We start from the raw sequence: 19302 nt of genomic DNA on the forward strand, positions 1-19302 counted from the left end.
GCTCGAGAGTGATCGCATCATCGTGGCTGCTGGTCGCGTTCCCGGCCCTCGGCGCGCTCGTCCTGCTGGCCGGGGGCAGGCGCACCGACCGCTGGGGACACCTGCTCGGCTGCGCGACCGTCATCGCGTCGTTCGTGTACGGCCTGGTGCTGTTCTTCGGCAGCGACGGGCACGTGACCGACACCAGGATGTTCACCTGGATCGGCGTCGGTGACCTCCAGATCGACTTCGGCCTGCGGATCGACGCGCTCTCGCTCGTCTTCATCCTGCTGATCACCGGTGTGGGCGCGCTGATCCACATCTACTCGATCGGCTACATGAAAGAGGACGTCGCTCGGCGTCGATTTTTTGGCTACCTGAACCTCTTCGTGGCCTCCATGCTGGTTCTGGTGCTGGGCAACAACTTCGTGACGCTCTACCTCGGCTGGGAGGGCGTCGGCCTGGCGTCGTACCTGCTCATCGGCTGGTACTCGGACCGCCCGTCCGCGGCGACCGCCGCGAAGAAGGCGTTCCTGATGAACCGCGTCGGTGACGTCGGGCTCGCGCTCGCGATCTTCCTGATGTTCAAGTACCTCGGCACGGTCACCTACGCGGGCGTGTTCGACCGCATCGGCGACGCACCGCCGGCCGTGATCACCGCCATCGCGATCCTGCTGCTCCTCGGCGCGTGCGGTAAGTCCGGCCAGTTCCCGCTCCAGGCGTGGCTCCCGGACGCCATGGAAGGCCCGACCCCGGTGTCGGCCCTGATCCACGCCGCCACCATGGTCACCGCCGGCGTGTACCTGGTGGCGCGCGCCAACCCGATCTACAACGAGACCGAGACGGGCCGGCTGATCGTCACCCTCGTCGGCGCGATAACCCTGCTGATCGGGTGCATCATCGGCTGCGCCTACGACGACATCAAGAAGGTGCTCGCGTACTCGACGGTCAGCCAGATCGGCTACATGATGCTGGCCGTCGGGCTCGGGCCGTTCGGCTACGCGCTCGGCATCATGCACCTGCTCACGCACGGCTTCTTCAAGGCCGGCCTGTTCCTCGGCGCCGGGTCGGTCATGCACGGCATGAACGACGAGGTCGACATGCGCAAGTTCGGCGGCCTGTACCGGCACATGCCGATCACGTTCGTCACCTTCGGGCTCGGTTACCTGGCGCTCATCGGGTTCCCCTTCCTGTCGGGTTACTTCTCCAAGGACGCGATCATCGAGGCCGCCTTCGGTCAGGAGGGCTGGCGCGGCTGGGTGTTCGGCCTCGCCGCGATGCTCGGCGCCGCGCTGACCGCGTTCTACATGACCCGGCTGATGCTGCTCACCTTCTTCGGCAAGGAACGCTGGCGGGACCTGCGCACCGCCGAGGGCAAGGAGTTCCACCCGCACGAGTCGCCGCCGGTGATGACCGTGCCGATGATCGTGCTGGCCGTCGGCTCGCTCGGCGCCGGCGCGTTCTTCGCCCTCGGCGACCGCCTCTCCGAATGGCTCGCCCCGGCACTGGGTGAACTCGGCGAGGCCGAGCACACCGCGATCCCGCACGCGCTCATCCCGTGGATCACGGTCGCCCTGTCCGCGCTCGGCGTGCTGCTCGCCTGGCTCGTCGTCGGGCGCCGGGACACCCCGGTCGAGCGGCCGGAGAACGTCTCCGCCGTCGTCAAGGCGGCCCGCAAGGACCTGTACGGCAACGCGGTCAACGAGGCACTGGTCGCGACCCCGGGCATGTGGCTCACCCGGTTCTCGGTCTACCTCGACAGCCGTGGCGTCGACGGCGCCGTCAACGGCCTGGCCGCCGCCCTCGGTGGCGGGTCCGGGAGGCTGCGCAGACTGCAGACCGGCTTCGTCCGCTCGTACGCCCTGTCGATGCTGGCCGGCTCGTTCGTCCTCGTCGCCGCACTGCTGATGGTGAGGTTCTCATGACCTGGGTACTGGCCCTCATCCTCTGGCCGCTGGTCGGCGCGTGCGTCGTCACCGGGCTGCGCCGCAACGATCGGCTCGCCACCGTCGCCGCGGTGGTGTTCGCCCTCGTCGAGCTGGCGATGATCATCCCGACGTGGGCGACCTACCAGCCGGACGGCGCCCGCCTGCAGCACACCAGCTCGATGGACTGGATCCCGAGCTTCGGCGTGCACATCTCCTTCGGCATCGACGGCATCGCCCTGGTGATGATCGCCGTTATCGCGTTCCTGGTGCCGATCGTCATCGGCGCCCTGGGCACGGCGGACAAGCTGCCGCAGGACCGCAGCGCGGGTGGTTTCCTCGCGCTGATCCTGGTGCAGGAGGCCATCACCATCGCGGTGTTCGCCGCCACCGACGTGTTCCTCTTCTACGTGCTGTTCGAGATCATGCTGATCCCGATGTACTTCCTCATCGGCGGCTACGGCGGCGCGAACCGGCAGTACGCGGCGGTCAAGTTCTTCCTGTACTCCTTCCTCGGCGGTCTGATCATGCTGGCCTCGGCGATCGGGGCCTACTCGCTCGCCGCCGACGAGCTGGGCAACGGCACCTTCGACTGGGCGACGCTGGTCACGGTGGTGCGGGACGCGCCCACGAGCACCCAGATCTGGCTGTTCCTCGGGTTCTTCCTGGCGTTCGCGATCAAGGCGCCGCTCGTGCCGTTCCACACCTGGCTGCCCGACGCGGCCGGGGAGGCGCCCATCGGCGTCGCCGTGCTGCTGGTCGGCGTGCTGGACAAGGTCGGCACGTTCGGTTTCCTGCGCTACTGCCTGCCGATGTTCCCCGAGGCGAGCAAGGACCTGGCGCCGCTGGTGCTGGTGCTCGCCGTGATCGGCGTGCTCTACGGCTCGATCCTCGCCGCCGGGCAGCAGGACATGAAACGCTTCGTCGCCTACGTCTCGATCGCCCACTTCGGGTTCATCGCGCTGGGCATCTTCGCCTTCACCCAGCAGGCGGCCGTCGGCGCGGTGACCTACATGCTCAACCACAGCCTCGCGACCGGCATGCTGATCGTGGTGCTGGGCCTGGTGATCGCGCGCGGCGGGTCCACCCGGATCTCCGACTACGGCGGTATGTTCAAGCTGACGCCACTGCTCGGCGGCATGCTGCTCATCGCGGGTCTGTCCACTTTGTCCCTCCCGGGTACCAACTCGTTCGTCAGTGAGTTCCTGGTGCTGCTGGGCGCCTTCGAGACCCAGCCGGTGTTCGCGACCCTCGCCACCGTCGGCATGGTGCTCGCCGCGGCCTACGTGCTCTGGCTGTACCAGCGCCTGATGACCGGCCCGGTGCGGGGGACCGCGCTGGTCGGCGCCGGGGGCGGCCCGGGCACCGCGATCGCCCCCGAGCTGGGCGCCCGGAAGACGATCCGGGACCTCGGCGGCCGGGAGCTGGCGGTCCTGGTGCCGATGGTCGTGCTGATCATCGGGCTCGGCTTCTTCCCCCAACCCGTGCTGGACACGGTGACCCCGTCGGTCGACGCGACGCTTTCCGCACTCAACGGAGGCCAGTGAAATGCTCGGGATTCTGGCCCAGCAAGGGCAAATCACCGCACCGCAGATCGCGTACGACGCGATCCTGCCGGTGCTGATCGTGCTCGGCGCGGCGTGCGTCAGCGTGCTGTTCGAGGCGTTCCTGCCCCGGCACATGCGGTGGCCGTCGCAGGTGTTGCTCAGCCTGACCGGGCTGGCCGCCGCCGGCGTCGCGCTGGCCGTGTACGTCAGCGGTTCGCCGGTCAAGGGTCTGACCACCCTCAGCGGCGCGGTGTCGGTCGACAAGCCCGCCCTGTTCCTGTGGGGCACCCTGCTCGCCCTCGCGCTGCCCGCGATCCTGCTGATCGCGGACCGCTCGGTGGAGCCGGGCGGCGCCTTCGTGGCGCAGGCCGCCATCCGGCCGGGCACGGTGCAGGACCGGGCCCAGGTCGGCTCGACCGGGATGCAGACCGAGGTCTTCCCGCTGGCGCTGTTCGCGCTGGGCGGGATGATGACGTTCTGCGCGGCCAACGACCTGCTCACCATGTTCATCGCGCTCGAGGTGCTGAGCCTGCCGCTGTACCTGATGTGCGGACTGGCCCGGCGCCGGCGCCTGTTGTCGCAAGAGGCGGCGGTCAAGTACTTCCTCCTCGGGGCGTTCTCGTCGGCGTTCTTCCTCTACGGGCTCGCGTTGCTGTACGGCTACGCGGGTTCGGTCAAGCTGGCCGACATCGCCAATGCCGCGGCCGGCTCGGACCGTTCGGACATGCTGCTGTTCGCGGGCATGGGCCTCCTCGTGGTCGGGTTGCTGTTCAAGGGTTCGGTCGGCCCGTTCCACACCTGGACGCCGGACGTCTACCAGGGCGCGCCGACCCCGGTCACCGGGTTCATGGCGGCCTGCACCAAGGTCGCCGCGTTCGGCGGCATCCTGCGCGTGCTGACCGTCGGGTTCGAGTCGACCAGCTGGGAGTGGCGCGGCGTGCTGTGGGCGGTCGCGATCATCTCCATGGCGATCGGCGCCGTGCTCGGCCTCACCCAGACCGACGTCAAGCGCATGATCGCCTACTCGTCCATCGCGCACGCCGGCTTCCTGCTCGTCGGCACGCTCGCGATGACCGACCAGGGCCTGTCCGGCACGCTGTTCTACCTGCTGGCCTACGGCTTCACCACGCTCGCCGCGTTCGGGGTGGTCTCGCTCGTGCGTGACGCCAAGGGCGAGGCCACGCACCTGTCGGCGTGGGCCGGCCTGGCCAAGCGGTCGCCCGTGCTGGCCGGGGTGTTCACCTTCCTCCTGCTCGCTCTGGCCGGGATCCCGCTCACCAGCGGGTTCGTCGGCAAGTTCGTCGTGTTCTCGGCGGCGCTGCGGGACGGCATGGCGCCGCTGGTGGTGATCGCGCTGGTGTTCAGCGCCGTCGCGGCGTTCTTCTACCTGCGGGTGGTCGTGCTGATGTACTTCAGCAAGCCGGCCCCGACGGCCCGACGGTGACGGTGCCGGGCGCGTTCACCACGGCGGCGATCACGCTCGGCGTGATCATCACCCTGCTGCTCGGTGTCGCCCCCGCCTTCGCGCTCGACTGGGCGGGAGCGGGCGCCTTCGCCTTCTGACGACCACGCTGTTCGGAAGTGCCCTTCGCCCATCCCGGGCGGAGGGCACTTCCGCGTTTCGGGTCAGGTCGTATCCAGCGCTCGCACCACGTCCGGATAGGAACACGTGTGCCGGTGTACTTCGGCGCAGTGGCAGGGTTGGTTGTGCGCTAGGCGCATCGGGCTTGTGTCGGTGTCGGCGGGCCAGTCCGCGCTCGTGCGCCTCCGCTCGAGCTTGATGCTGCCGGGGCACCTCCGGCGTAGGTGATCAACCTGAGTCGGCCGTTGTGCGTGTGGGATTCAGCGCGTGCACTACGTCGGGGTAAGAACACGTGTGTCGGTGTACTTCGGTGCAGTGGCAGGGTTTGTTGTGTGCCAGGCGCATCAGCTTGCGCAGGTGCCGCCGGGCCAGTCCGTGCTCGCGTGCCTCTGCCAGGGCCAGGTGGGTGGTCTGGTTGCGGGTGCGGCGGCCGGGCAGGGTCTGTTCGGTCATTTCTCGAGGCTCCTTTCGGGAGGGATGTCTCGAGCATGCCCGGTGTGGCGACGGAGTGGGAAACAGAACGAGATTCTGTGGATGGTTGAGGGCGATGTGGACAAGTCGCGTGGGTTTTCCCGCCGGGGTGGCGTTTTTGTCGGATGCGTGTGCTAGGCGACCGGCGCCGCGTGTCGTCCCGGCCGCGTCAGTGACCGGCCGTTGCTGATCAGCTGGGTCGCGATCTCGTCCACGCAGGCCGTGAGGTCACGCCCGGCGGCGGCTTCCGGGCCCGCCACGTTGTCCAGCACCCACAGCCGCCACGCGCCGACCAGCCGCGCGAACGTGTCGCTGCCGTGCCCGGTGAACGTGAAGTGCCCGTCGGCCTCGGCGAGCTGCCCGGCGGCCACGAGCTGGCGCGCGGTCGGTTCGAAGATCCCCGCGGGAACACCGGTCTGCGCGGCGATGTCCTGCAACGTCGCGTCGCCGTCGTCCACGCTGTTGCGGTAGATCTGCGCGATCAGCCACGCCTGCGCGTAGCTCAGCGGCACCCCGGACCGGGCCAGGATCTCCGGCCCCGGATCGGTCTTCTGCTTCGACCACACCGTCGCCACGGCCTTCTCCAGCTCCTGCCGCGAGTCCCCGGAGCCGGGCATCGCGAAGCCCTCGCCGACACCGTTGTTGCCCGACGTCAGCGCCTTCGAGCTGTCCCGCAGCGGGACCTCCTCGAGGAACAACGCAACGAGCAGTGCGAGCAGGCCGATCGGCGAGGCGATCAGGAACATCGTGTGGATCGCGTCCACATAGGACTCCGTGGACGGCTGGGCCGGCAGGTTGTTCGCGTAGATCGTGCCGAACACCGCCACGCCGAAGGAACTGCCCAGCGTCCGCAGGAAACTCACGCCCGACGTCGCCACCCCGAGGTCGGCGTAGTCGGCGGTGTTCTGCACGACGATCGTGGGCACCTGCATGGTGCACCCGAGCCCCAGCCCGAGCACGATCATGTACGCCGAGGTGACCCAGAAGCTCGTGGTGGTGTTCAGGTGCGACAGCAGGTACAGGCCCAGCGCCAGCACCAGCGAGCCGGCGATCGGGAAGACGCGGTACCGCCCGGTCCGGCTGATCACGATGCCGCTGACCAGCGCGGTGATCATCATCCCGACCACCAGCGGCAGCATCCGCAGCCCCGACTCGGTCGCGCTCGCGCCCTGCACCCGCTGCAGGTACGTCGGCAGGTAGGTGATGCCGCCGAGCATGGCGAACCCGACGACGAAACTCAGGATGCCGGCCACCGAGAACACCCGGCCGCGGAACAGCCGCATCGGCAGCATCGGCTCCTCGGCCCGCAGCTCGACCAGCACGAACGCGACCAGCAGCAGGACCGAGCCGATGGCCATCCCGATGATCATCGGCGACGCCCACGGGTACACGGTGCCGCCCCAGCTCGTCACCAGCGTCAGACCGGTCGAGGCGAGCGCGATGAGAACGATCCCCAGGTAGTCGATGCGTGGTTTGACCGCCGCCTTGACCGTGGGCAGCGCGACCACGGCCACGAGGATCACCAGCACCCCGAGCGGCACGTTCACGTAGAACGCCCACCGCCAGCTCAGGTGGTCCACGAACAGCCCGCCGAGCAGCGGCCCGGCCACCGTCGAAACGCCGAACACCGCCCCGATCGCACCCTGGTACTTGCCGCGTTCCCGCAGCGGGACGACGTCGGCGATGACCGCGGCCGAGGTCACCATCAGCCCGCCCGCGCCCAGGCCCTGCAGCGCGCGGAACGCGACGAGCATCCCCATCGAGTCGGCCCACCCGCACAGGAACGACCCGGCGAGGAACAGCACCACGCTGGCCAGGAACGCCCGCTTGCGCCCGAAGAGGTCGCCGAACTTGCCGATCAGCACCGTCATGATCGTCTCGGCGAGCAGGTACGACGTGACCACCCACGACAGGTGGTTCGCGCCGCCGAGATCGGCCACGATGGTCGGCAGGGCGGTGGAGACGATCGTCTGGTCGAGCGCGGCCAGCAGCATCCCGAGCATGATCGCCGCGACGATGGTGTTCTGGGCCCGCCCGCTGGTCACGACGGGAACGTTAGTGCTGGTCAGGAGCGCCTGCGGGCTGCCTCACCCGATGGTGTGGGGCGGGTTGTCACGCGCATCACCGGAGTGGTTCGCAGAGGGCGCACGAACGCCCCGGGTGCAGCCATTACGCTGGTGAGGACCGGTCAGTGAAGTGCGGAGAGGGCGGACAACGTGTCAGTGCGGCACCGGGGTAGCACGATCGAGGAGCTGCGCGGGAGCGTGGGCCTGCGGATCGCCGACGAGCAGCTGCTGCGCACGCTGGCCGCTGGCCTGGACGACGTCGAGAAGCTGCTGCGCGACACCGCGCGCAGCGAGGTGCAGGCCGTCCACGACGCCGCGTCGCACCTGGTCGAGGCGGGTGGCAAACGTTTTCGTCCGCTGCTGACCCTGCTCGCGGGCGAGTTCGGCGAGGGCAACCACTCCGACGTCGTGATCGCCGCGGCGGCCGTCGAGCTGGTGCACCTGGCCACGCTGTACCACGACGACGTGATGGACGAGGCGACGATGCGGCGCGGCGCGCCCAGCGTCAACGCCCGCTGGACCAACAGCATCGCCATCCTGACCGGCGACTTCCTGTTCGCGCACGCCTCGCGGCTGGTGTCCGACCTGGGCACCGATGCCGCCCGCATCCTCGCCGAGACGTTCAGCGAGCTGGTCACCGGGCAGATGCGGGAGACCGTCGGGCCGGGCGAGGGCGAGGACCCGGTGGACCACTACCTCACCGTGATCGCGCAGAAGACCGGATCGCTGATCGCCACCTCCGGCCGGTTCGGTGCGATGGTGTCCGGCGCCAAGCCCGACGCGATCCTCGCGATGCAGCGGTTCGGCGAGATCATCGGCACCGCGTTCCAGATCTCCGACGACATCATCGACATCGCCTCGCCGTCGCACGAGTCCGGCAAGACGCCGGGCACCGACCTGCGGGAAGGCGTGCGCACGCTGCCGATGCTGTACGCGCTGGCCGACCCGGACACCGAGCCGCGGCTGGTCGAGCTGCTGGCCGGCCCGATCACCGACGACGAGCTGGTCGAGGAGGCCCTGACCCTGCTCCGGGCGTCCACCGGCCTGGACCGCGCCATGGTCACCCTGTCGGACTACGCTCAGCGGGCGAGGACCGAGCTGGCTCCGCTGCCGGCCGGGCCCGCGAGGGACGCGTGCGAGTCCGTCGCGGACTACCTCGTCGCGCGGACGCGGTAAAGATCGCGTCGGCGCGTCATGCGCGGGCCGTCGCGGCGTCACTGAGAGTGGTAACCGCGCGGTAGGAAAGGAAGGGCAGCACGGATGTCCATTTTCGGACAGGTCTGGCTGTGGAGCGCGGCGGCATTCGTGGTCGGGGTGCTGCTGACCTGGTTGTTCCTGGCCCGGCCCGCTCAGGCGAGAAGCCGGCACCTGGAGCGCAGGCTCCTCGCCGCGCAGAGCGCGCCCGCCGCGCAGCCGACGCGCACGATGGAGCGCGAGCCGGTGTCGGCGCCGGTCGCGCGGAAGGAACTGGCGGAGACCCCCGGCTCGGAGGAGCACCACGCGCGGCCGTCCTGGCTGGAGCGCGACAGCCTCGCCGGACGGTCGCCCGGGTACCAGCCGGGGTCCGAGATCGACGACGACTCGCTGTTCGAGCCGGAGGAGCCGCAGGCCGGCGCGACGACGGTCTTCAACGCGTTCGGCCGCGAGCCGGACGACGCCGCCGAGCGCGGGGCGCTGTACGTGGGCGAGCACGCGCGGGGTGACGCTGGCTCGGAGCCCGCGCGGGGTGCGCGGCACTCGCGGCCGGAGGCCGACGCCGGGTTCGGCGGGGTGGCCGAGCCGGACCAGGCGGCTGGGCACGGTCCGGTGGGCGGAGCCGAGCAGGGCCGGGGTTCGGTGTTCTCGCAGTCGAGTGCGGCGGGTTTTGAGCCGGGGCAGGTCGGCGGCGCGGTCGATCGGGACGAGGCGGCTGCCGGACGTGGCTCGTTGTTCGAGCAGGAGCAGGTTGGCGGCGCGGTCGATCGGGATGAGGCGGCTGCCGGGCGTGGCTCGTTGTTCGAGCAGGCGGGGGTCGAGCAGGAGCAGTCGGCTGGGCGTGCGTCGCTGTTCGACGGTGGGGAGGCTGCCGGGCGCGGCTCGTTGTTCCAGCAGGACCCGCCCGGGCTGGAGGAGGCTCCCGAGCCGGAGCGGGGGTCGTTGTTCGATCCCGATCATGCTCCCGAGCCGCAGCGGATGCAGGAGTCCGGATCGGCCTTCACGCCGTTCGCCCCGGCGGAACCGGAGCCGCCGGCTTACGCGTTCGGGGCCGGGGAGCCGGAGCAGCCCGCCGACGAGGAGACCGCCACCGAGACCACCCAGGTCCTGCCCAAACGGCAGCCGCGGCGGTCCGCGCACGCCTTCGACCCGCCGCAGCCCTCGATGCGGACCGTCGAACGGCGTGAGCCGATCCGGCCCGAGGAAGGTGGCCGCAGCGGGTCGCTGTTCGAGCCGACGCCGCGGGACAGCTCCGTGCCGCCGGGGCCGTTCGGCCCGGGATCGGCGATGCCGCGGCCCGGTGGCGGGAAGCCGTCGGAGGAGTTCACGGTCAAGGCGAGCGTGACCGCGCTGCGGTACTGCACCGAGGACTCGCCGCAGTACAACCGCATGGTGGCGGAGGTGTGGTTCCGCACGGCGGACGACGCGGAGCGGGTCGGGTTCCGGCCGCTCTAGCGACAAGCGAAAAGGCCCCGCACGGAACGCCGTGCGGGGCTTTTTCGTGCGGTGGCTTCGCGGTGCGCTGATGTCGGGGCTCCGCGATGGGCGCGCGGTGGGGAGTGGGAGCCGAGCGGGGAGCGGTGTGGCGCTGGCGTGCGCGGAGGGGTGGCGGGGGCATCCGGTGCGGTGGACGCGCCCCGGGGGCGCGTGCCGGGGGTGGAGTGAGGTCTGGGGCGGAAAGACGAAGGCCCCGCACCGGTGGGTGGTGCGGGGCCTCGAGCGTCAGTCGACCGTCCAGGTGTCCTTGCCCGTCAGCAGGGCCTGCAGGTCCGCCGGCTTCGCCGTCCTGGCCTGTTCCACCTGCGCGCGGGCCTGGTCGTCGTACGTGGGGCGGGCCACCTGGCGGAAGATGCCCGTCGGGGTGTGGTTGAGGTGCTGGTCGCCGATTCGGGACAACCCGAAGGCGTACGCAGTGTCCGCGATGGACGGGTCGTGGACGATCAGCTCCTCCTCCCCGACCTCGGCCACCTTCGCGATCTCGAAACCGCCCCAGCGGTTGGGTACCACGCCGTACTCGGCCTCCGGGCCGAAGCGGATCGGCTCGCCCGCGCGCAGCGGGATGATCCGGTGCGCGGCCTCGTCCTTGTCCTTCAGCACATCGAAGGCGCCGTCGTTGAAGATCGGGCAGTTCTGGTAGATCTCCACCAGCGCCGAACCGCGGTGCTGCGCCGCCGCGGTGAGCACCTCCGTCAGGCCCTTCTTGTCACTGTCCAGCGCACGGCCGACGAACGTGGCCTCCGCGCCCAGCGCCAGCGAGATCGGGTTGAACGGCGTGTCCACCGAACCCATCGGCGTGGACTTGGTGACCGTGCCGGGGTCGGACGTCGGCGAGTACTGGCCCTTCGTCAGGCCGTAGATCCGGTTGTTGAACAGCAGGATCTTGATGTTCACGTTCCGCCGCAGCGCGTGGATCAGGTGGTTGCCGCCGATCGACAGCGCGTCGCCGTCACCGGTCACCACCCACACCGACAGGTCCGGCCGCGTCGTCGCCAGGCCGGTCGCGATCGCCGGGGCGCGACCGTGGATCGAGTGCATCCCGTAGGTGTTGAGGTAGTACGGGAACCGCGACGAACACCCGATGCCGGAGACGAACACGATGTTCTCGCGCTGCAACCCCAGCGTGGGCAGGAACGACTGCACCGTGTTGAGCACGACGTAGTCACCGCAGCCCGGGCACCAGCGCACTTCCTGGTCGGACTTGAAGTCCTTCGCCTTCTGGGTCTCGTCCGTGGTCGGCACCAGGTCCAGGCCACCGAGCTGGGGAAGACCGAGATCCGTGGCGGTCATCGGGTCAGCGCTCCTTCGATGATGTCGGTGAAGACGTGCTGCAGTTCCTCGGCCTTGAACGGCAGGCCGGCGACCTTGGTGTAGGAGTGCACGTCCACGAGGTACTTCGCCCGCAGCAGCAGCGCGAGCTGGCCCAGGTTCATCTCCGGCACCACGACCCGGTCGTAGCGGGCCAGGACCTCGCCCAGGTTGCGCGGGAACGGGTTCAGGTGCCGCAGGTGCGCCTGCGCGATCGGGATGCCCAGCTTGCGCACCCGCCGGGCCGCGGCGCCGATCGGGCCGAACGTCGAACCCCAGCCGAGCGCGAGCACCCGCGCCTCGCCGGACGGGTCGTCGACCTCCAGGTCCGGCACGTCGATGCCGTCGATCTTGGCCTGCCGCAGCCGGACCATGTGGTCGTGGTTGTCCGGGTCGTAGGAGATGTTGCCCTTGCCGTCCTGCTTCTCCAGACCACCGATGCGGTGCTCCAGCCCCGGGGTGCCGGGCACCGCCCACGCGCGGGCCAGCGTCTCCGGGTCACGCACGTACGGCCAGAACTCACCGGAGCCGTCCGCCGCGTTCGGCTCGGTGGCGAACTCCACCGAAAGATCAGGCAGGTCCTCGACGTCCGGGATCAGCCACGGCTCCGAGCCGTTGGCGTTCGCGCCGTCGGACAGGATCATCACCGGCGTCCGGTACTTCAACGCGATCCGCACCGCCTCGATCGCCGCCGCGAAGCAGTCCCCGGGGGACTGCGGCGCGATCACCGGCAGCGGCGACTCGCTGTTGCGGCCGAACATCGCCTGCAGCAGGTCGGCCTGCTCGGTCTTGGTCGGCAGACCGGTGGACGGCCCGCCGCGCTGCACGTCGATCACCACCAGCGGCAGCTCCAGCATCACGCCGAGGCCGATGGTCTCCGACTTGAGCGCCACCCCCGGCCCGGAGGTCGAGGTGACGCCCAGTGCCCCGCCGTAGGAGGCGCCCAGGGCGGCGCCGATGCCGGCGATCTCGTCCTCGGCCTGGAAGGTCAGCACGCCGAAGTTCTTGTGCCGGGACAGCTCGTGCAGGATGTCCGAGGCCGGCGTGATCGGGTACGTGCCCAGCAGCACCGGCAGCCCGGCCCGCTGCCCGGCCGCCACGATCCCGTACGCCAACGCCGTGTTGCCGGTGATCTGCCGGTAGGTGCCCTTGTTCAGCTTCGCCGGCGCCACCTCGTAGGTGGTGGCGAACGACTCGGTGGTCTCGCCGTAGTTCCAGCCCGCGCGGAAGGCCAGGATGTTGGCCTCGGCGATGTCCGGCTTCTTCGCGAACTTCTCGCGCAGGAACGCCTCGGTGCCCTCGGTGGGCCGGTGGTACATCCAGGACAGCAACCCGAGTGCGAACATGTTCTTGCACCGCTCGGCGTCCTTCTTGCCCAGCCCGGTGCCCTCCAGCGCCCCCTGCGTCAGGGTCGACATGGCGACCTTGTGCACCTGGAACGCCGACAGCGTGTCGTCCGCCAGCGGATCCGCGTCGTAGCCCACCTTGGTCAGGTTGCGCTTGGTGAACTCGTCGGTGTTGACGATGATCGTGCCGCCGTTGGGCACGTCCCGCAGGTTCGCCTTGAGCGCCGCGGGGTTCATCACCACCAGCACGTCCGGCCGGTCGCCGGGGGTCAGGATGTCGTAGTCGGCGAAGTGCACCTGGAACGACGAGACGCCCGGGATGGTGCCCTGTGGCGCGCGGATCTCGGCGGGGAAGTTCGGCAGCGTGGCCAGGTCGTTGCCGAAGGCCGCCGCCTCCGAGGTGAACCGGTCACCGGTCAGCTGCATACCGTCGCCGGAGTCGCCCGCGAACCGGATGACCACGCGGTCCAGCTTGGCGACTTCAGTGGGCCGGCTCGCCGACAGCACACCGTTGCCGTTCGTGCTCGTGCTCATGGGTCAGAGAATCCCTCTCTCCCGACAGGCCGCGTCTTCGTGGCCGGCTGGGCACACTTCCGCCGATACCTCCACCTTACTTGCTGTTCTGTGACGCGAATCGGCGGTGTGATCCCGGTTACCCGTAACTTACGGTAACATCTAGTTCCGCGTGGTGATCTTCGCCTGCATCGAGGCGAGCCGTTCCGCGAAGTCGGGGGAATTCAGCGACTTCACCTGCGGTTCGATCTCCGTGTCCACTGCGCGGGAATGCTCGGCCATGGTCGAGGTTTGCCGCATCGAGAACTTGGTCGCGAGGACCACCTCCCGCGGTGCGTCCGCCGCCGGTTTCGCCAGTTCCAGTGCCGCCTCCAGCAGGTCGTCGTGGTCGCCGTCCACGGTGCGCAACGTCAGCCCGGCCGCCTCGGCCGCCGCGGCGTCCAGCGACTGGCCGAACAACGTCATCGCCCGCGCCTGCTGGATACCCACCGCACGCTGCAGCATCCACGTGAATCCGCCGCCGGGGTGCAGGCCGAGTTCGAGGAACCGCGGGATGAACTTGGCGCGCGGGCCGGCGAGGCGGACGTCCGCGGCGAGCGCGAGGTTCAGCCCGGCGCCGACGGCCGCGCCGCCGACCGCCGCGATCGTCGGCAGCGGCGACCGGGCCACGGCGAGAAAACCCTCGTAGACCGCCCGCAGTCCCTCCTCCTGCGCGCTGCCCAGCGTCGTCAGGTCGGCTCCGGCGCAGAACGCCGGCGGGGTGCCGGTGACGACCAGCGCGTGCACGTTCCGGTCCTGCTCGGCGTCGGCGACGGCCTGGGCCAGTTCGGTGGAAAGCGCCAGGGTCAGCGAGTTTCGCCGCTGCGGGGCGTCGACGGTGATCACCGCGACTCGTCCGCGCCGTTCGGCCACGATGCGTTCGGTCATGACGGCCATCATGTCGTGGGGTTGGGCGGGCGCTCAAGGAGACGGGACAGCACCACGGTGGACACCGTCCGGTCGACGATCTCCAGCCCGCGCACCCGCTCCAGCGCCATCTCCAGCTGGTGGATGTCGGCGGCCCGCAGGTGCACGATGGCGTCCGCCGCGCCGGTCACCGTGTACGCGGCGACCACCTCCGGCAGCGGCTCCAGCCGCGCCCGGATGCGCGCCGGGGAGATGTTGCCGCGGCAGTGCACCTCGACGAACGCCTCGGTGCCCCAGCCCAGCGCCTCCGGGTCGACCACCGCCGTGAAGCCGCGCAACACCCCGGTCTCCAGCAGCCGGTCGACCCGGCGTTTGACCGCCGGGGCGGACAGCCCGACGACCTTCCCGATCTCGGCGTAGCTGGCGCGCGCATTCGTGACGAGGCACGAAACGATCTGCTGATCGAGGGTGTTCACACGCAATGTTTAGCAGGTGAATGAGCAAGAAACAGCGATTGCTTGTCCCTGAATCGAGCCATACCGTGAACTCATGACGACTCGGGTTCCGACTACCCGCCGGTACCTCATGTGCCCGCCCCGGTTCTTCGCCGTCGAGTACGCGATCAACCCCTGGATGGACCCGACGCAGCCGGTCAGCGCCGAGCGCGCGATGGAGCAGTGGCGCGAGCTGCGCGACACCTACCGCCGCCTCGGGCACACGGTCGAGGAGATCGAGCCGCAGCCCGGGCTGCCGGACATGGTCTTCGCCGCCAACTCCGGCACCGTCGTCGACGGCCGGGTGCTCGGCGCCCGCTTCCGCGCCCCGCAGCGCACCGCCGAGGCCGAGCACTTCCGCCGCTGGTTCGTCGAGCACGGCTACCGCGACGTCGTCATGCCGTCGTACGTGAACGAGGCCGAGGGCGACTTCGCCTGGACCGGCCGGATGCTGCTGGCCGGCACCGGGTTCCGCACCGACCCCGCCGCGCACGCCGAGGCCCAGGAGGTGCTCGGGGTGCCGGTGCTGTCGCTGCGGCTGACCGACCCGCGTTACTACCACCTGGACACCGCGCTGTTCGTGCTCAGCGAGGCGACCGACACCACGCCGGCGCAGATCGCGTACTACCCGGAGGCGTTCTCGGCCGGCTCGCGCCGCGTCCTGGCGCGCCTGTTCCCCGACGCGGTGCTCGCGACGGCGGCCGACGCGGAGTGCTTCGGCCTCAACGGCGTGTCCGACGGGCGCAACGTGGTGCTGCCGGTGGAGGCCACGGAGCTGGCCGACCGGCTCGCGGCTCACGGCTACGAACCGGTGCTCGTCGACATCTCCGAGCTGCGCAAGGCAGGCGGCGGTCCGAAGTGCTGCACGCTGGAGATCCGCAAGTAGGTCGCGGGTCTCATTTCGGGCTCGGTGGGCGAAACGCGGACGGTGTCTGTAACAGGGCCTTCGCGTCTCCCGAATCAGGAGCATGACCACCTGCCGACTCTGTGGCTCGACACAGCTGGCCAGCGTCGTCGATCTCGGGGCGACTCCGCCGTGCGAGGCGTTCCTGACCGAAGCGCGACTGGACGAGTCGGAAAATACCTTTCCGTTGCACCTGCGGGTGTGCACGGACTGCTGGCTCGCGCAGATCCCGCCGTTGATCACGCCGGAGGAAACGTTCACCGAATACGCGTACTTCTCGTCGTATTCGGAATCCTGGGTGGACCACGCGGGCCGGTTCGTCGCGGGTGCGGTGGACCGGCTGGGGCTGGACGGCGACTCGTTCGTCGTCGAGGTCGCCAGCAACGACGGGTACCTGCTCAAACACGTTGTGGCACAGGGCATCCGCTGCCTCGGCGTGGAGCCGTCGGTGAACGTCGGCCAGGCCGCCCGGGACGCGGGCGTGCCGACGCTGACCGCGTTCCTCGGGCCGGAGACCGGCGCGGCGGTGCGGGCCGAGCACGGGCCCGCGGATCTGGTGGTGGCCAACAACGTCTACGCGCACATCCCGGACGTCATCGGCTTCACCAAGGGCCTGCGCGCGCTGGTCGCCGACGACGGCTGGGTGTCGATCGAGGTGCAGCACCTGCTCACGCTCATCGAGAAAACCCAGTACGACACGATCTACCACGAGCACTTCCAGTACTACTCGGTGGCTTCGGCGCAGCGGGCGCTCGCTTCCGGCGGACTGTCCCTTGTGGACGTCGAGCTGCTGCCGACCCACGGCGGCTCCATCCGGCTGTGGGCCCGGCCCGTGGAAGCGGCCGGTGACCCGAGCCACCGCGTGATCGACGTGCTGGCCCGGGAGAAGGCCGCCGGGCTGCACGAGCTCTCCGGCTACACCGAGTTCGCCGCGCGGGTCGCCCGGGTGCGCCGCGACCTGCTGCGGTTCCTCGTCGACGCGGCCGACACGGGCCGCACGGTGGCCGGCTACGGCGCGCCGGGCAAGGGCAACACCCTGCTCAACCACTGCGGCATCCGGCCGGACCTGCTCGCGTACACGGTCGACCGCAACCCGTACAAGCACGGCCGGTTCACGCCGGGCACGCGCATCCCGATCCTGCCGCCGGACCGCATCGCCGCGGACCGGCCCGACTACGTCCTGGTCCTGCCCTGGAACCTGCGGGACGAACTGACCCAGCAGCTGTCCTACGTCGGGGAGTGGGGCGGCAAGCTGGTCTTCCCCATACCCCGCCTGGAGATCGTCGAGGTGAACCCAACGTGAAGGTCGTCCTGTTCTGCGGCGGGTACGGAATGCGGATGCGCGGCGGCACCGCCTCCGACGTGCCCAAGCCCATGGCGATGGTCGGTCCCCGGCCGCTGATCTGGCACGTGATGCGGTACTACGCGCACTTCGGGCACACCGAGTTCATCCTGTGCCTCGGCTACGGCGCCCACCACATCAAGGACTTCTTCCTCAACTACGAGGAAACCACCTCCAACGACTTCGTGCTGCGCGGCGGCAAGGCGGAGCTGCTGTCCACCGACATCGCGGACTGGACGATCTCGTTCGTGCAGACCGGCATCGAATCGCCGATCGGGGAACGGCTGCGCCGGGTCCGGGAGCACCTCGGCGGTGACGAGATGTTCCTGGCCAACTACGCCGACGTGCTCACCGACGCGCCGCTGCCGTCGATGATCGAGCGGTTCGCGAAGTCCGACGCGGGCGCGTCCATGATGGTCGTGCCGCCGCAGTCGTCGTTCCACTGCGTGGAGATGGACGAGGGCGGCCTGGTCGGGTCGATCACCGCGGTGAGCGAGATGCCGCTGTGGGAGAACGGCGGGTACTTCGTGCTGCGCCAGGAGGTGTTCGACCACATCCCGGAGAACGGCGACCTGGTCGCCGACGGGTGCGCCGAACTGGCCAAGCGCGGCCGCCTGCTGGCTTACCCCTACCGCGGCTTCTGGAAGCCGACGGACACCGTCAAGGAGCGGTACGCGCTGGACGAGGGCTACACGCGCGGGGTGCGCCCGTGGGCGCTGTGGGACAAGGACCGAGTGCCGGCGTGACCGGGCTGGTTCCGGAGCGGCTCGAGCGGATCGTGGTGCTCGGCGCCCACTGCGACGACATCGCGATCGGCGCGGGCGGCACCCTGCTCACACTGAGCCGGCCCGGTCTGCGGGTGGACGCACTGGTGCTCTCCGGCGGCGGCACCGAGCGCGAGGACGAGGAACGCGCGGCGCTCGCGGCGTTCTGCCCGGGCGCGCACTGGGACGAGGTCAAGAACGCGCTCGAGGAGCTGCGGGTGCGCACCGAACCGGACCTGATCTTCGGGGACGGCGACCTCGGCGCACCGTCGGTGTACGTGTCGCTGCGCGACGAACTCGCCGAGAAAAAAGCCGGATTGCTGCAACGGCACTACCCCTCGCAGCGACATCGTCCTTGGTACGACCGGGAGGCGCGGTACGCGGAGGCCTTCCACGTCAGGAAGTTGTGTCTCCAGCTGGAGGGCTGAGCCATGCGTGTGCTGCTGACCGGCCACAAGGGGTACCTGGGCACGGTGATGGCCCCGGTGCTCACCGCCGCCGGGCACGAGGTGATCGGGCTCGACTCCGGCCTGTTCGACGAGTGCGTGCTCGGCCCGAAGCCGCACGACCCGCCCGGGCACCGGGTGGACCTGCGGGACGTCACGCCGGCGCAGGTGTCCGGTGTGGACGCCGTGATCCACCTGGCGGCGCTGTCCAACGACCCGCTGGGCGCGCTGGCGCCCGAGCTGACCTACGAGATCAACCACAAGGCCGCCGTCCGGCTGGCCCGGCTGACGAAGGACGCCGGGGTGTCCCGCTTCCTCTACGCCTCCACCTGCTCGGTCTACGGCGCTTCCGGTGGCGCGGACCTGGTCGGCGAGGACGCGCCGCTGCGGCCGGTGACGCCGTACGCGGAGTCGAAGGTGCTCGTCGAGGACGACCTGCACGCGCTGGCCGACGACGGCTTCTCCCCGGTCTACCTGCGCAACGCGACCGCGTTCGGCTTCTCGCCGCGGCTGCGGGCGGACATCGTGCTGAACAACCTGGTCGGGCACGCGTGCCTGTCCGGTGAGGTGCTGGTGCTCTCCGACGGCACGCCGTGGCGGCCGCTGGTGCATGCCCGGGACATCGCACGGGCCTTCACCGCCGCGCTGGAAGCGCCCCGCGAAGCGGTGCACGACAAGGCGTTCAACATCGGCACCGAGCGCAACAACGTGACCGTCGCCGAGATCGCCGAGCAGGTCGTCGAGGCCGTGCCGGGCTCGCGGCTGCGGATCACCGGCGAGGCCGGCGCCGACCCGCGGTCCTACCGGGTCGACTTCTCCCGCTTCCGCGCCGCGATTCCCGGCTTCACCTGCGAGTGGTCGGTCAAGGACGGTGCGGTCGAGCTGGTCGAGGCCTACCAGCGGCACGGGCTGACCCGCTCCTCGTTCGAGCGCAGCTTCACCCGGCTCGCTCGGCTGAAGCAGCACCGCGAGGCCGGCGCGGTCGACGACACCCTGCGGTTCGTGTGATCGGTGGCGG

15 protein-coding genes and 1 pseudogene are annotated in these 19302 nt (G+C 70.0%); 10 read left to right on the forward strand and 6 right to left on the reverse strand.

What is annotated here, in order from left to right:
• Positions 1–8: 8 nt before the first annotated feature.
• The 3 genes and pseudogenes from nuoL (at position 9) to nuoN (ending at position 5014) form a co-directional block, all read left to right on the forward strand.
• On the forward strand, positions 9–1904 hold the full coding sequence (gene nuoL / locus L1857_RS05065; RefSeq protein ID WP_249464555.1) for an NADH-quinone oxidoreductase subunit L: 1896 nt from the start codon (positions 9–11) through the stop codon (positions 1902–1904).
• Positions 1901–3451, forward strand: a complete 1551-nt coding sequence (locus L1857_RS05070) for an NADH-quinone oxidoreductase subunit M (protein ID WP_249464558.1) — start codon at positions 1901–1903, stop codon at positions 3449–3451. Before nuoL ends, L1857_RS05070 begins: the two co-directional genes overlap by 4 nt.
• Before the next feature lies 1 nt (position 3452).
• A pseudogene (gene nuoN, locus L1857_RS05075) lies at positions 3453–5014 on the forward strand (NADH-quinone oxidoreductase subunit NuoN).
• A 247-nt stretch (positions 5015–5261) separates the two neighbouring features.
• Here the strand turns inward: nuoN and L1857_RS05080 are convergent.
• Together L1857_RS05080 and L1857_RS05085 are read right to left on the reverse strand one after the other, a co-directional pair.
• The gene (locus tag L1857_RS05080) at positions 5262–5486 is read right to left on the reverse strand and encodes a hypothetical protein (RefSeq protein ID WP_116114580.1); all 225 of its coding nucleotides are present in this window, start codon (positions 5484–5486) and stop codon (positions 5262–5264) included.
• A gap of 152 nt (positions 5487–5638) precedes the next feature.
• Positions 5639–7507, reverse strand: coding sequence for an MDR family MFS transporter (locus tag L1857_RS05085; RefSeq protein WP_233157087.1), 1869 nt, complete (start codon positions 7505–7507; stop codon positions 5639–5641).
• A gap of 219 nt (positions 7508–7726) precedes the next feature.
• Between L1857_RS05085 and L1857_RS05090 the strand changes: the two genes are divergently transcribed.
• Both L1857_RS05090 and L1857_RS05095 read left to right on the forward strand, forming a co-directional pair.
• Positions 7727–8746, forward strand: a complete 1020-nt coding sequence (locus tag L1857_RS05090) for a polyprenyl synthetase family protein (RefSeq protein WP_094003774.1) — start codon at positions 7727–7729, stop codon at positions 8744–8746.
• A gap of 84 nt (positions 8747–8830) precedes the next feature.
• Positions 8831–10219 (forward strand): sunset domain-containing protein, encoded by a 1389-nt coding sequence (locus L1857_RS05095; protein WP_240323427.1) that lies wholly within the window; start codon positions 8831–8833, stop codon positions 10217–10219.
• A 267-nt stretch (positions 10220–10486) separates the two neighbouring features.
• On the opposite strand, the gene L1857_RS05100 is transcribed toward L1857_RS05095, so the two are convergent.
• From L1857_RS05100 to L1857_RS05115, 4 genes are all read right to left on the reverse strand, one after another.
• On the reverse strand, positions 10487–11551 hold the full coding sequence (locus L1857_RS05100; protein WP_116111682.1) for a 2-oxoacid:ferredoxin oxidoreductase subunit beta: 1065 nt from the start codon (positions 11549–11551) through the stop codon (positions 10487–10489).
• Positions 11548–13449, reverse strand: a complete 1902-nt coding sequence (locus L1857_RS05105) for a 2-oxoacid:acceptor oxidoreductase subunit alpha (RefSeq protein WP_094003777.1) — start codon at positions 13447–13449, stop codon at positions 11548–11550. Before L1857_RS05105 ends, L1857_RS05100 begins: the two co-directional genes overlap by 4 nt.
• Positions 13450–13590: 141 nt before the next feature.
• Positions 13591–14355, reverse strand: a complete 765-nt coding sequence (locus tag L1857_RS05110; protein ID WP_116111686.1) for an enoyl-CoA hydratase — start codon at positions 14353–14355, stop codon at positions 13591–13593.
• Positions 14356–14363: 8 nt separating this feature from the next.
• Positions 14364–14810: an Lrp/AsnC family transcriptional regulator gene (locus L1857_RS05115; RefSeq protein ID WP_094003778.1), complete on the reverse strand. Its 447-nt coding sequence runs from the start codon at positions 14808–14810 to the stop codon at positions 14364–14366.
• 73 nt (positions 14811–14883) lie between these two features.
• Between L1857_RS05115 and ddaH the strand changes: the two genes are divergently transcribed.
• From ddaH to L1857_RS05140, 5 genes are all read left to right on the forward strand, one after another.
• Positions 14884–15714, forward strand: a complete 831-nt coding sequence (gene ddaH, locus L1857_RS05120; RefSeq protein WP_233157083.1) for a dimethylargininase — start codon at positions 14884–14886, stop codon at positions 15712–15714.
• Between the two features lie 82 nt (positions 15715–15796).
• A complete protein-coding gene (locus L1857_RS05125; RefSeq protein WP_116111679.1) occupies positions 15797–17035 on the forward strand; it encodes a class I SAM-dependent methyltransferase in 1239 nt (412 codons plus the stop codon).
• Positions 17032–17820 (forward strand): sugar phosphate nucleotidyltransferase, encoded by a 789-nt coding sequence (locus L1857_RS05130; RefSeq protein WP_094003781.1) that lies wholly within the window; start codon positions 17032–17034, stop codon positions 17818–17820. The genes L1857_RS05125 and L1857_RS05130 overlap by 4 nt, the downstream gene beginning before the upstream one ends.
• On the forward strand, positions 17817–18266 hold the full coding sequence (locus L1857_RS05135) for a PIG-L deacetylase family protein (RefSeq protein ID WP_249464561.1): 450 nt from the start codon (positions 17817–17819) through the stop codon (positions 18264–18266). Before L1857_RS05130 ends, L1857_RS05135 begins: the two co-directional genes overlap by 4 nt.
• Before the next feature lie 3 nt (positions 18267–18269).
• On the forward strand, positions 18270–19292 hold the full coding sequence (locus L1857_RS05140) for an NAD-dependent epimerase/dehydratase family protein (RefSeq protein ID WP_116111677.1): 1023 nt from the start codon (positions 18270–18272) through the stop codon (positions 19290–19292).
• Positions 19293–19302: the final 10 nt, after the last annotated feature.

The sequence above is a fragment of the Amycolatopsis thermalba genome (assembly GCF_023376025.1).
Taxonomy (GTDB): Bacteria; Actinomycetota; Actinomycetes; order Mycobacteriales; family Pseudonocardiaceae; genus Amycolatopsis_E; species Amycolatopsis_E thermalba.